The organism is Metabacillus herbersteinensis (assembly GCF_042433335.1).
Taxonomy (GTDB): Bacteria; Bacillota; Bacilli; order Bacillales; family Bacillaceae; genus Metabacillus; species Metabacillus herbersteinensis.
Genome location: NZ_JBHLVO010000005.1, coordinates 114,679 through 127,388 on the forward strand (window position 1 = coordinate 114,679; position 12,710 = coordinate 127,388).

Below are 12,710 nucleotides of genomic sequence, written 5' to 3' on the forward strand. Positions count from 1 at the left end.
TACATATAAGCAAAAAAACACCAAGAAGGGGAGGCAGCAACATGAAAAACATGCGCATAATGTTGATGGTCTTACTGTTTCTTTCAGTATCAATCACATTTCAATTCTTTTCACCAAAACTTCCTAACGCTCATGCTTTTTCGAATCAAGTCATTCAAAGAGGAGCAACAGGAAATGATGTTATTGAGCTTCAGTCCAGACTTCAATATAACGGGTACTATCACGGCACGATAGATGGTGTTTATGGTTGGAGTACGTATTGGTCAGCACGTAATTTTCAACATCAATTTGGTCTTGAGGAAATTGATGGACTTGTAGGTCAAAAAACGAAAGATAAGCTCATAAACACAACTAAATATTATAAATCATATGTTTATGAACAATTGAAAGCTGGTCGAGACTTTACTCATTATGGTGGAGTGCCATTGAGTATTCAATCTGCTCCTAGTCAAGAAGCGAGGGCAAAGGCTAAACAACAAGCTGAAGCAAGGAAACTCCAGCAGGAGCAACAATATAAATCTCAAGCTCAAAGCAAACCGCAGCCAAAGCAACCGCAGGCTAAACAACAGGAGCAAGCTAAGCAACCGCAACAAGAGCAAGCTAAACAACAGGAGCAAGCTAAGCAACAGGAGCAAGCTAAGCAACAGGAGCAAGCTAAGCAACAGGAGCAAGCTAAGCAACAGGAGCAAGCTAAGCAACAAGAGCAAGCTAAGCAACAGGAACAAGCTAGGCAACAAGAGCAGCAACAACCGCAACCGCAGCAAGAGCAGCAACAACCGCAACAACCACAACAGCAGCAAGAGCAGCAACAACCACAACCGCAGCAAGAACCAGAGCCTCAACCTGAGAATGCACCACAGCAGGAAGAGCAAAATCCTACAGCAGCAAATATGCCCGGTGGGTTTTCTCAAAATGACATTCAATTAATGTCAAATGCTGTATATGGTGAAGCGAGGGGAGAACCTTACATTGGACAAGTAGCGATTGCGGCAGTCATTATAAACCGAGTAAATAGCCCAACCTTTCCAAACACTGTTTCAGGAGTTATTTATGAACCACGTGCTTTTACAGCAGTTGCAGATGGGCAAATTAACTTAACACCCAATGATACAGCGAAGAAGGCTGTATTAGATGCTATAAATGGTTTAGATCCAAGTGAAGATGCATTGTACTATTTTAATCCAGACACAGCGACTAGCTCTTGGATTTGGGGTCGACCGCAAATTAAAAAAATCGGAAAACATATTTTCTGTGATTGAGGTGATGAATAATGTTTCGTGGAATTGTCATAGCATTATTGACAATCGGCGTAGTAGGTTCGGCATATTGGGGTTATAAAGAGCATCAAGAAAAAGATGCTGTGTTAATTCAGGCCGAAAATAGCTATCAACGGGCCTTTCATGATTTAACATTTCGAGTAGATCAACTAAATGACAAAATTGGTGCCACATTAGCAATGAATTCAAAAAAATCATTATCACCTGCACTAGCTGACGTGTGGAGAATTACATCTCAAGCTCACTCAGATGTTGGGCAGCTACCCTTGTCTTTGCTCCCATTTAATAAGACAGAGGAATTCTTAGCTAATATTGGTGACTTTAGTTATCGAGCAGCCGTCCGTGATCTAGAGAAAGAGCCATTATCAGATGATGAGTACAAAACGCTTAAATCATTGTATAAGCAGTCTTCAGATATTCAAAAAGAACTGAGAAATGTGCAACATCTTGTAATTGAAAATAATTTACGTTGGATGGATGTTGAATTAGCACTTGCTTCAGGTCAGAAACAAGCAGATAACACCATCATCGATGGGTTTAAAACAGTTGAAGAAAATGTAGATGCTTTTTCTGAAACGGACTTTGGTCCTTCATTTACATCCATAAAAAACCGAAGCAAAGGCTTTGAAGATTTAGAAGGCAAAGAAATAACTGAGCAAGAAGCCAAAACGATCGCAAAAAAATTCGTACCTAAAAATGTAAATGAAATTAAAGTAACAAGTAGCGGTGAAGGATCTGACTATGAATTTTATAGCTTATCAATGCATGATAACAAAAGCAAAGCAGATATCAACATGGATATAACGAAAAAAGGTGGTTATCCAATCTTCTTTATTCAAAATCGCGATGTGAAGGAGAAGAAAATTGGTTTGAATGAAGCGTCAAATAATGCTTTGGCATTTTTAGAGCAACACAACTTTAAAGATCTAGAATTGTATGAAAGTGCACAGTATGACAACATAGGAGTATTTTCATATGTATCTGTGGAGCAAGGAGTTAGATTGTACCCAGATGCGATTCGTATCAAAGTCGCACTAGACGATGGAAAAGTAGTTGGATTTTCAGCGAGAGATTATTTAGCTGCTCATAAAAAGAGAGAATTACCTAAACCTAAAATTTCAAAAGAAGAAGCGAGAGGGATGTTAAGCCCAAGCTTAGAGGTTCAAGAAGACAGACTAGCAGTTATTGTCAATGAACTGGGTGAAGAGGTTCTCTGTTATGAATTTTTAGGAACGATAGAAAATGACACATACCGAATCTTTATCGATGCGGATAATGGCCTAGAAGAAAAAGTAGAAAAACTAAAAAATCCAGAACCACTTTATCAAGAAATCTAAAGTACTAGGAGGGAAGGGTCAAAATCCTTTTCTCTTTTTTTTATCTAAAATTAAAGAAGTGTATTTGTATCAGCTTTCGCTTTTGTTCCGCTCTTGCAAAACTCTTATAGATCGTGATTTAATAAATAGGAGAGTCGTTTAAGAGAGAGTGATTATGTGTTAAATATTGGGGATGTTTTATTATTAGAAACAAAAGATCTAACTAACGAAAAGTTAAAGTGTAAACTAGTGGAAAGAAAAGGAAATCAGTTATATATTGATTATCCTATTAATGAAAAAACAGGTCGAACTGCTTATTTAATGATGGGTACTGAGTTATATGTTTCTTTTGTCCGTAAAGATCAAAATGCTTTTAAATTTCAGTCTGAAGTTACAGGAAGATTAAAAGAAAATATACCGATGATTTCTCTGACATTTCCCGGTGATGATCAAGTTATTCGCATTCAACGACGAGAATATGTAAGGGTTGATACAAATATTGACATAGCAATCCATTCTTTAAACGACGAGTTCCAGCCTTTTACTGCGGTTACTTCTGATTTGAGTGCAGGTGGAACTGCCATTATTATTCCAAGGGAATCACCCTTGAATAATGGACAAGAAGTCAATGTTTGGTTTTCACTTCCTTTTCAAAATGGGAATATAGAACATTTGAACGTAAAGTCAAAAGTTATCCGTATATTACCAGGTGAACATCCTGGATATAATAAGTTGCCGCTACAGTTTCTAAATATTGAAGAGAAAGCACAGCAAACTGTTATAAGATTTTGTTTTGATCAACAAATCTTAATGAAGAGAAGAGGAGTCATTTTCGAATAAAGTGCGGTTTTTAAAGGTATAATAGTAAAAAATGCCGGAGTTGAAACTGTGAAAACGTTCGAACGAATATTAATTAAGTTAGTTGTTATTCAATTTATTTTACTTGTATGTTCACAAGTATTAATACAACAACCACAAATTCAGCCTTATATTTCTCGGGTTGTTCAATATGAAGGTGTAAATAAAATTACAATAACTGAATGGATTGAAACATTTAATAATTGAATGCTGGTTTAATCTGCACCCTGTTTATTAAGCTCTGTAAAAGTATTGTGCCTGAACCCATTCTAAAAGAGGGAATAAATAAAAGCCCTTCTTTAGAACAATTAATCATACTAATTTACTAGACTACTATATTCACTAGGAGGAACTATGAAACAACAAATATCCGTAGCGATTGACGGCCCTGCTGCCGCAGGAAAAAGCACAGTCGCTAAAATACTTGCAGAGTATTATTCATATATATATATTGACACCGGTGCAATGTATCGTGCTTTGACCTATGCAGTATTAACTAAGCAGGTTGACATTGAAAATGAGAGTGAAGTGGCAGAAGTTCTTTCTACAGTTGAAATTGACTTAATTCCTGCAGAACAAGGACAAATTGTATTGATGAATGAAGAAAACGTTACTGATGTAATTCGTATGAGTAAAGTTACGAATAATGTATCAATTGTAGCAAGGCACGCCTTGGTTCGCGAAGAAATGGTCAAACGTCAACGTGAGCTAGCTACTAGTGGTGGTGTTGTCATGGATGGAAGAGATATTGGTACACATGTTTTGCCACAGGCGGAATTAAAAGTATTCCTAAGAGCATCAGTAGATGAAAGAGCGAAAAGAAGGCATGATGAAAATTTATCAAAAGGGTATTTATCAGATTTTGAACAACTAAAACTTGAGATTGCAAATCGTGACAAATTAGATTCTGAACGTGAAATTGCCCCTCTTAGAAAAGCAAATGATGCAATTGAAATTGACACAACTTCTCTTTCAATTGAAGATGTTGTTGAAAAAATTAAACAATTGATTGAAGAAAGGCTTGATTAATATGTCATTATACTTTTTTGCAAGATCTCTCGTTTATGTAATCTTCAAACCGTTGTATAGAATCAAAATTACCGGTCTAGAGCACTTTCCTAAGGAAGGTGCGGTTTTACTCTGCTCAAATCACATTGATAATTTTGACCCTCCCGTCGTAGGGATAACTTCTCCCAGAAAAGTTCATTTCATGGCGAAGGCTGAGGCTTTCAAGCTTCCGATTTTAGGAAAGCTTCTTCCTGACTTAGGGGCATTCCCAGTTCGGCGAGGAATGAGCGACAGAGAAGCATTACGTGTTGGTTTAAAGATCTTGAAAGAGGGTAATGTGTTAGGATTATTCCCTGAAGGAACTAGAAGTCGAAATGGTGAATTGGGTCAAGGCTTATCAGGTGCTGGTTTTTTCGCTCTTCGTTCGGATGCGTTAATTGTTCCTTGTGCAATTATCGGACCATATAAAGCCTTTCGATCGCTAAAGGTTGTTTATGGAAAGCCAGTAAATATTGATGAATTAAGAGCTAGAAAAGCATCAGCAGACGAAACGACAGAATTAATTATGAAAGAAATTCAAAATCTTCTTGAAAAAAATCGTTAGTTGAAGACTTACTACTTGACAAAAAGTAGCATTTATTAGAAGTTTAATAAAAGAGATATTTTCATTTTATTCTAAATTGTTAGAGTATAGCTCCGAATAAAATGAAAGCTTACATATTTATCAAAAGTCGCGCAGGTTTTGACCAAGGAGGTAAATGGAATGGTAGAAGAGTTGAATGGAGTTTCTGTTGAATCGCCAGAAGTCGGTGACGTGGTAAAAGGGATCGTAATGAAAGTCGAAGAAAAACAAGTTATTGTTGAAATCGAAAATTGCAAGCAAAATGGAATAATCCCAATAAGTGAGCTTTCTAGTTTACATGTTGAAAAAGCATCTGACGCATTAAATGAAAAAGATTCTTTAAAACTAAAAGTATTAAAGGTTGAAGAAGAAGCAATCATTTTATCCAAAAAAGCAATTGATGCTGATAATGCTTGGGACAGTTTAGAAGAATCTTTTCAATCGAAAAAGGTATTTGAGGCAGAAGTTAAAGATGTTGTCAAAGGCGGTCTTGTTGTGGACTTAGGAGTTAGAGGGTTTATCCCGGCTTCGTTAGTAGAGTCCCACTATGTTGAAGATTTCTCTGATTACAAAGGAAAAATGCTATCACTCATGGTTGTGGAATTGGATCGTGAAAAAAACAGAGTGATTCTCTCACATCGAGCTGTTGTAGAAAAAGAACAAACGAATAAAAAGCAAGAGCTTCTTGAATCTATTAAGGTAGGATCAGTACTAGAAGGAACTGTCCAGCGCTTAACTGATTTTGGAGCATTTGTTGATATCGGTGGTATTGACGGACTTGTTCACATTTCCCAACTTTCTCACTCACACATAGGGAAACCATCAGATGTAGTTGAGGAAGGCCAAAAAGTAACTGTAAAAGTATTAGCTGTTGACCGTGACAATGAAAGAATTTCACTATCAGTTAAAGAAACGTTACCTGGACCATGGTCTAATATTAAAGAACAAGTGAAACCTGGTGATATTCTTGAAGGAACAGTGAAACGATTAGTGTCTTTCGGTGCATTCGTCGAAATTATTTCCGGAGTAGAAGGACTTGTCCATATTTCTCAAATTTCCAATAAGCACATTGGTACGCCACAAGAAGTATTAGACGAAGGTCAAACTGTAAAAGTAAAAGTTCTTGATGTTAATGAAGCTGAGCAACGAATTTCACTAAGTATTCGTGAATTAGAAGAAGCACCAAAAGGAAATGACCAGGATTTCAGGAATTACCAAGCAAAAGAAGAATCATCATCTGGCTTTCAATTAGGTGAAATGATCGGCGATCAATTAAAAAAACTTAGATAAAAACGGTGATAAAGGTGAACAACAGAGCACAACGAAAGATGGAGCATATTAAACATGCCCTTTCAACGGGTCAGCATCGATTAAATGGCTTTGACGATATTACATTTGTTCATCAAAGCCTGCCTAACCAATCTGTTGAAAACATTGAATTGACTACAAAAGTCGGCGAACTTACTTTAAGTTCGCCTCTTTTTATCAATGCAATGACTGGTGGGGGTGGGGAGCAGACACTGCGCATCAATGAGGCACTTTCAAGGGCTGCAGCTGAAACAAAGATAGGTTTAGCTGTTGGTTCACAAATGTCCGCAGTAAAAGACAAAAATGAACGCCCTTCTTATGAAATCGTAAGAAAAGTGAACAAAGATGGTATCCTGTTTGCAAACCTTGGTAGTGAAGCGACCGTGGAACAAGCAAAGCTAGCTGTAAATATGATTGAAGCCAATGCTCTGCAAATTCATTTAAACGTTGTTCAAGAACTAGTAATGCCAGAGGGTGACCGTGACTTTACAGGTGCCTTAAAACGAATTGAATCAATCGTTCAACATGTAGGCGTTCCAGTTATTGTAAAAGAAGTCGGATTTGGAATCAATATGGATACAGCGAAACTGTTACATGACATCGGTGTCTCATCAATAGATGCTGGTGGATTTGGTGGAACAAATTTTTCAAAAATAGAAAATAGTCGAAGACATCGAATGCTAAGCTATTTTGATCACTGGGGAATACCCACGGCTGTTTCTATTACAGAAATGAAGGCTACGTTACCACATGCAACCATCATCGGCTCAGGTGGTATTCAAAATGCCTTGGACATTGCTAAATCAATTTCTTTAGGTGCATCAGCGGTTGGAATGGCAGGCTACTTATTGAAAATATTAGTTGAAAAAGGTGCTGGACCATTAGTCGATGAAATAAATCTAATCCTAGATGACTTAAAAATGATTATGACCGCACTAGGCGCAAAAACGATTACTGATTTAAAGCAAACACCTCTTGTCTTATCAGGAAGTACCCATCACTGGCTTACGGAACGAGGTATTGATACAAAGCAATTTAGTCAAAGAAGAATTATTTCGAATTATAAATAATGTTTATTAAAGTGGCTTACTTTGAAGTTTTCTAAGTAAGCCACTTTTTTGTACCAGAATTTATATAATTCTTAGACACAGTAAGCGTTTCGCAAGTCCAGCTCCGACGCACAGGACGTGCTAGTGCAGGCATGGCGATTGACGTCGCTTTCTTGACTGCCTCGAGGTCATAAGTCAATTCTAAATTGAAGTCAAAGACCACCTTCTATTTAGAATCGCCTTATGCTTGTCGGAGGCCTGCAGGATGCAGGTCAGAAAGGCGTTGCAACAGGATATTGCGAACTTAGCCTTTCTTCCTCTACCAAGGCGCTTGCGCTCTTTTAAAAAGATAAGAAAGTATAAGTTTTTTGTACTTAGTTTTTGTGTCTAGCGCAAGGCGCCATCGGCTCTATGGTCTAAGCCAATCCGTCCAGAAGGTTAAAGAACAACCTTCCAGCCGGCTCGTCTTATGCTTGTCGCCGATAAGCGGGCGCCTTGCGCTTTTCTTAATCTACTTTTCATTTCGATTTCTTGCTGTTTCCGTTCCCTCAAGCGTAGTACCGCCTGGGTAATTAATTGATTGATCGCGATCTGATTCAACGCGTTTACTTTCTCTTAGCTTCTTTTCTTGACGATCTTTTCCCATCTTCTTCAAAACCTCCATCTGACTATTCGATATACGATTCCGATATCACATTGTTTAAGAGTTTCTAAAAAAATTACAACGTGTACTTTCATTTTTTGTTACTTTCCATTAAATATTCGTGCTATTTTTCCTGTTCTTCGATTAAACACGAGTGGAAATAGACATAATGGGAATGGTAGGAGGGTGGATTGTGGAAGGTATTTTATATTATTGGTTAATGTGGGCTGCTTGGATTATCGCGACTTTCTTATTAAAGAAAAGTGTAATGAGGTTTTCCTGTTCGCTTTTTATATTAACAAATATATTAGTAAGCGGACTGTTTGTTGTTGTTGCTCATTTTAATATTTCAATCTCTTATTTTCTCTTTCTAATGTGCGGGTTTTTCCTTGCAGTTTATAAAAATAACTATACGTTTGGTATCTTTATCACATCAATTGCACTTACATTTGCTTATGCTGGTATTCTTCTAATACGATTATATGATCCTGTATGGTTCATTATAGATAGTGTCTGGATAATGAGCTTCGTTATCGGAGCTCTCTCGATATACCTTGGCCAGACAGTGACCGCACAATTTTCTTACTATTTAATTGCGATCTGTCAAGGAGAGTTTCTATATTGGTTCGTTCTTGGACAATTTCATCAGCATTTAATCATAGGATCCACCGAGTTTTTAGATATTACGGTTGTAGGGTGTGCCTTTATTTTTATTTGGAATGCCTATAGTCATGTTGTTGTGATGCTTGAGAACAATCTACAAAAGCCAATAAAGGAGAAACAAGGCTAAAATGAATGAATTCACATATCCGGTATTATTTGGAGTCATTATGGGCGTTATAACGAGGTTGTATATGCTGAGAACAGATTACCGGCAATATCCAACCTATTTGCATGGGAAGATTATCCATATTGCACTTGGCGTAATTGCCGCAGGTCTTGGAACAATTGCTGTCCCTGCAATTATGGAAGAAGAATTTACTGCCATCACATTCCTTACTTTAGCTGCTTCTCAATTTCGTGACGTTCGAAACATGGAGAGAAACACACTGACCGAGTTAGACGGCTATGAATTAGTTCCAAGAGGTAGTACATATATTGAGGGAATTGCGATCGCATTTGAAAGTCGTAATTATCTAGTAATTTTTACTTCGTTATTAACAACCTTTGCCTTTCTAGTTTTTAATTTCTGGGCAGCTTTAATTGTCGGGATTGGTTGTATATTTATATCTAAAATGTTAATGGCAGGTAGCAGATTAAAGAATATTGCGGATATTGAATTTGTAAAACCTCATTTTGAGGGCCCAGGTCTGTATGTAGGCAATATCTACATTATGAATATTGGTCTTCCTGCTAAACAAGAACTAATCTTGAAATACGGAATGGGCTTTATTTTGACACCTAAAAACATTAATGCGAAAGCAACAATCGCGAACTTAGGTCAAAGGCAGGCGATCTTACATGATGTATCAACTGCACTTGGGGTCGTGCGTGACACAGGAGAACCGTCTTTAGTACCACTGGCCAAGCGTGATTTAAATGATGGAAGGCTAGGTGTTTTCGTTCTTCCGCAAGATCATGATATTGATAAGGCAATTCAAGTTGTTGGAGAAGTACCAACACTTGAAAATGCCATCCGCATGCCAAGTGAGGCAAAAGCAAACCGGCGAGGTGGGGGAAAATGAGTGCATTAGAAAAATATATTCTAGCGATCATCACCACGAATCCATCAAAAGCGTCAGGCAGTACAGCTATCTTTAACTGTCAAACAAAGGATGAAATGGACTTCGTGGCGACGAATCTAGAAGCGATCTTAGATGGAATTGCCCACGGAATTGGTGATGATCTTTACATTATTGTCAAACACTGAGTTGAGGTTTTGTGAAATGTTTGCTAATATATAAAAGTTAAGGCCCTTCTCAATTTAAAGAAGGGTTTCTTTTATGAATTATAAATTCTATGCGTTGTCTATAATAAACTTAAACGTCTTTTAATTAAAATATTAGCCAAGAAGTTTACATAGAGAAACAGGAAGGATGTTTTATATGGCAAAACCGGTTGTAGCAATAGTAGGTCGCCCAAATGTTGGGAAATCAACGATATTTAATCGAATTGTTGGGGAGAGAGTTTCCATTGTTGAAGATACCCCAGGTGTGACAAGAGATCGTATTTATAGCTCAGGAGAATGGTTGAATTATCAGTTTAACTTAATTGATACAGGTGGAATTGATATCGGAGACGAGCCTTTTCTTTCACAAATTCGTCAACAAGCTGAAATCGCAATTGATGAAGCTGATGTGATTATTTTTCTTACAAATGGACGTGAAGGTGTAACCTCGGCTGATGAAGAGGTTGCCAAAATATTATATCGTTCGAATAAGCCAATTGTTGTGGCAGTAAATAAAGTTGACAACCCGGATATGCGTCCAAGCATCTATGACTTTTATGCACTTGGATTTGGGGAACCTTTTCCGATTTCAGGAGCTCACGGTTTAGGATTAGGGGATTTACTAGATGAGGTTGCTAAACATTTTAAAAACGTTGGTTCTGATGATTATGATGAAGGAACTGTATTATTCTCATTAATTGGTAGACCTAATGTTGGAAAATCTTCAATGGTAAACGCCATTTTAGGTGAAGACCGAGTAATCGTAAGTGACATAGCTGGAACAACACGTGATGCAATCGATACTGTTTATAAATATGAAGGTCGAGAATTTGTTATTATCGACACAGCAGGAATGCGTAAAAAAGGCAAGGTTTATGAATCAACAGAAAAATACAGTGTATTACGTGCATTAAAAGCGATCGACCGCTCAAATGTCGTTCTTGTCGTGATTGATGGTGAAGAAGGAATCATTGAACAGGACATGAAAATTGCTGGGTATGCACATGATGCAGGTAGAGCAATCGTTATTGTCGTAAATAAATGGGATATGGTTGAAAAAGATGAGCGCACGATGAAGGAATTCGAGCAAAACATCCGTGATCATTTTAAGTTTTTAGACTACGCTCCAATTGTTTTTCTATCAGCAAAAACAAAAAAACGAATTCATACGTTAATGCCTAAAATTTTATTAGCAAGTGAAAATCATACGCGAAGAGTTGAAACAAGTGTATTAAACGACGTCGTTATGGATGCTGTTGCCATGAATCCAACGCCAACACATAAAGGGAAACGTCTGAAAATTTATTACACAACACAAGTGGCAATCAAACCACCAACATTTGTTGTGTTTGTTAACGAACCAGAATTAATGCACTTCTCGTATGAACGATTCTTGGAAAACCGAGTAAGAGCAGCATTTGAATTTGAAGGATCACCAATTAAAATTTTCCCAAGAGCTAGAAAGTAATACTGTTAAGTTGAGTTAATTAGAGGTTAACACCTGCACTAGTTACAGGCGTTTATACTCGTGTATTTTTATAGAAAAGGGTGTGAAGTGATGGAAAAGATCGCTGTGTTAGGAGCAGGAAGTTGGGGAACAGCATTAGCAATTGTACTAGCTGATAATGGTCATCAAGTAAGACTGTGGGGACATCGTCCGGAACAAATCACTGAAATTAACCATTCACATACTAATGAAAAGTATCTACCTGGAATTGAGCTGCCTACAAATATTATCGGTTACTCAAGCATTGAAGAAAGTTTAGAGGGTACTAATACCATTGTACTCGCTGTTCCTACAAAAGCTATTCGAGAGGTTCTTAATCAAGTCTCAGCAAAGCTCAAACATTCTATAACCATTGTACATGTTAGTAAGGGGATTGAGCCTGATTCACTGTTGAGAATTTCAGAAATTATTGAATTAGAGATGCCCGGACATATGCTTGAAGCTGTAGTTGTCCTATCTGGTCCTAGTCATGCTGAAGAAGTAAGCAGGAGGCATATAACGACAGTGACAGCTTCCTCATTAAACATGGAGAAAGCTGAATATATTCAAGATTTGTTTATTAACCAACATTTTCGTGTTTACACAAACCCTGATGTAATTGGCGTTGAAATTGGTGGTGCTTTAAAGAATATCATTGCACTTGCTGCAGGTATTTCTGACGGGCTTGGCTATGGGGATAATGCTAAGGCAGCCCTTATCACTCGAGGGTTAGCGGAAATTGCACGGTTGGGAAGTAAAATAGGTGGAAATCCACTAACATTCTCTGGTTTAACAGGCATTGGTGATTTAATTGTTACCTGTACAAGTATTCATTCTCGAAACTGGAGAGCAGGGAATTTGCTTGGCAAAGGTCACAAACTAGAAGAAGTACTGGAAAACATGGGAATGGTTGTGGAAGGAGTTCGAACAACGAAAGCTGCACAACAGTTGTCAGAAAAGTACGGGGTAAAAATGCCGATTACAGAGGCTTTGTATCAAGTGTTATTTAACGGACAAAGTCCAAAAGATGCTGTGGATTCCTTGATGACTCGTGGAAAGACACATGAAATGGAAGATCTTGTTAATATAATGGATAATCGCTCCTTTTAACTAAGAAGAAATGTGACCAATTTAGAATCAATGCATAGAATATCTTGAGTTTACGAATTAAAAAAGATCCTAAAAAAGGTATGAAGGCTTGTTGCATACCGCGGATGAATTAGATGTCATGAAAATGAGTCCTCCTATACCCATT

General features: G+C 37.5%; 14 protein-coding genes. 13 read left to right on the forward strand and 1 reads right to left on the reverse strand.

Annotation, left to right across the window (positions count from 1 at the left end; translation table 11 throughout):
- The first annotated feature begins 41 nt into the window (after positions 1-41).
- From sleB to fni, 8 genes are all read left to right on the forward strand, one after another.
- The gene (gene sleB, locus ACFFIX_RS08950) at positions 42-1,259 is read left to right on the forward strand and encodes a spore cortex-lytic enzyme (protein WP_378932741.1); all 1,218 of its coding nucleotides are present in this window, start codon (positions 42-44) and stop codon (positions 1,257-1,259) included.
- A gap of 11 nt (positions 1,260-1,270) precedes the next feature.
- Positions 1,271-2,614, forward strand: a complete 1,344-nt coding sequence (ypeB, locus tag ACFFIX_RS08955; RefSeq protein WP_378932744.1) for a germination protein YpeB — start codon at positions 1,271-1,273, stop codon at positions 2,612-2,614.
- 156 nt (positions 2,615-2,770) lie between these two features.
- A complete protein-coding gene (locus tag ACFFIX_RS08960; RefSeq protein WP_378932746.1) occupies positions 2,771-3,433 on the forward strand; it encodes a flagellar brake protein in 663 nt (220 codons plus the stop codon).
- Between the two features lie 48 nt (positions 3,434-3,481).
- Complete coding sequence (locus tag ACFFIX_RS08965) at positions 3,482-3,658, forward strand: YpfB family protein (protein WP_378932748.1); 177 nt, start codon at positions 3,482-3,484, stop codon at positions 3,656-3,658.
- Positions 3,659-3,805: 147 nt separating this feature from the next.
- Positions 3,806-4,480 carry a (d)CMP kinase gene (gene cmk, locus ACFFIX_RS08970; RefSeq protein ID WP_378932750.1) on the forward strand — a complete coding sequence of 225 codons (675 nt, stop codon included), beginning with the start codon at positions 3,806-3,808 and terminating at the stop codon, positions 4,478-4,480.
- Between the two features lies 1 nt (position 4,481).
- Entirely contained in the window at positions 4,482-5,063 is a 582-nt protein-coding gene (locus ACFFIX_RS08975) for a lysophospholipid acyltransferase family protein (RefSeq protein WP_378932752.1), read from the forward strand.
- A 159-nt stretch (positions 5,064-5,222) separates the two neighbouring features.
- The gene (gene rpsA / locus ACFFIX_RS08980) at positions 5,223-6,371 is read left to right on the forward strand and encodes a 30S ribosomal protein S1 (protein WP_378932754.1); all 1,149 of its coding nucleotides are present in this window, start codon (positions 5,223-5,225) and stop codon (positions 6,369-6,371) included.
- Between the two features lie 38 nt (positions 6,372-6,409).
- On the forward strand, positions 6,410-7,459 hold the full coding sequence (fni, locus tag ACFFIX_RS08985) for a type 2 isopentenyl-diphosphate Delta-isomerase (RefSeq protein ID WP_378932756.1): 1,050 nt from the start codon (positions 6,410-6,412) through the stop codon (positions 7,457-7,459).
- 490 nt (positions 7,460-7,949) lie between these two features.
- On the opposite strand, the gene ACFFIX_RS08990 is transcribed toward fni, so the two are convergent.
- Complete coding sequence (locus ACFFIX_RS08990) at positions 7,950-8,084, reverse strand: YpzI family protein (RefSeq protein WP_378932759.1); 135 nt, start codon at positions 8,082-8,084, stop codon at positions 7,950-7,952.
- A 190-nt stretch (positions 8,085-8,274) separates the two neighbouring features.
- Here ACFFIX_RS08990 and ACFFIX_RS08995 point away from each other — a divergent pair, with 190 nt between their 5' ends.
- From ACFFIX_RS08995 to ACFFIX_RS09015, 5 genes are all read left to right on the forward strand, one after another.
- Positions 8,275-8,871: a YphA family membrane protein gene (locus tag ACFFIX_RS08995; protein ID WP_378932761.1), complete on the forward strand. Its 597-nt coding sequence runs from the start codon at positions 8,275-8,277 to the stop codon at positions 8,869-8,871.
- Position 8,872: 1 nt separating this feature from the next.
- Positions 8,873-9,766, forward strand: a complete 894-nt coding sequence (locus tag ACFFIX_RS09000) for a YIEGIA family protein (protein ID WP_378932763.1) — start codon at positions 8,873-8,875, stop codon at positions 9,764-9,766.
- Complete coding sequence (locus ACFFIX_RS09005; RefSeq protein ID WP_378932766.1) at positions 9,763-9,951, forward strand: capping complex subunit for YIEGIA; 189 nt, start codon at positions 9,763-9,765, stop codon at positions 9,949-9,951. Before ACFFIX_RS09000 ends, ACFFIX_RS09005 begins: the two co-directional genes overlap by 4 nt.
- A 175-nt stretch (positions 9,952-10,126) precedes the next feature.
- The gene (gene der / locus ACFFIX_RS09010; protein WP_378932769.1) at positions 10,127-11,437 is read left to right on the forward strand and encodes a ribosome biogenesis GTPase Der; all 1,311 of its coding nucleotides are present in this window, start codon (positions 10,127-10,129) and stop codon (positions 11,435-11,437) included.
- A gap of 90 nt (positions 11,438-11,527) precedes the next feature.
- On the forward strand, positions 11,528-12,565 hold the full coding sequence (locus ACFFIX_RS09015; protein ID WP_378932771.1) for an NAD(P)H-dependent glycerol-3-phosphate dehydrogenase: 1,038 nt from the start codon (positions 11,528-11,530) through the stop codon (positions 12,563-12,565).
- Positions 12,566-12,710: the final 145 nt, after the last annotated feature.

Excerpts from the sequence above, each read along its gene's own strand:
- ypeB (WP_378932744.1), top strand. The coding sequence starts at position 1,271 with ATGTTTCGTGGAATTGTCATAGCATTATTGACAATCGGCGTAGTAGGT.
- ACFFIX_RS09005 (WP_378932766.1), top strand. The coding sequence starts at position 9,763 with ATGAGTGCATTAGAAAAATATATTCTAGCGATCATCACCACGAATCCA.
- ACFFIX_RS08990 (WP_378932759.1), bottom strand. The coding sequence starts at position 8,084 with ATGGGAAAAGATCGTCAAGAAAAGAAGCTAAGAGAAAGTAAACGCGTT.
- ACFFIX_RS09000 (WP_378932763.1), top strand. The coding sequence starts at position 8,873 with ATGAATGAATTCACATATCCGGTATTATTTGGAGTCATTATGGGCGTT.
- sleB (WP_378932741.1), top strand. The coding sequence starts at position 42 with ATGAAAAACATGCGCATAATGTTGATGGTCTTACTGTTTCTTTCAGTA.
- der (WP_378932769.1), top strand. The coding sequence starts at position 10,127 with ATGGCAAAACCGGTTGTAGCAATAGTAGGTCGCCCAAATGTTGGGAAA.
- rpsA (WP_378932754.1), top strand. The coding sequence starts at position 5,223 with ATGGTAGAAGAGTTGAATGGAGTTTCTGTTGAATCGCCAGAAGTCGGT.
- fni (WP_378932756.1), top strand. The coding sequence starts at position 6,410 with ATGGAGCATATTAAACATGCCCTTTCAACGGGTCAGCATCGATTAAAT.
- ACFFIX_RS08975 (WP_378932752.1), top strand. The coding sequence starts at position 4,482 with ATGTCATTATACTTTTTTGCAAGATCTCTCGTTTATGTAATCTTCAAA.
- cmk (WP_378932750.1), top strand. The coding sequence starts at position 3,806 with ATGAAACAACAAATATCCGTAGCGATTGACGGCCCTGCTGCCGCAGGA.
- ACFFIX_RS09015 (WP_378932771.1), top strand. The coding sequence starts at position 11,528 with ATGGAAAAGATCGCTGTGTTAGGAGCAGGAAGTTGGGGAACAGCATTA.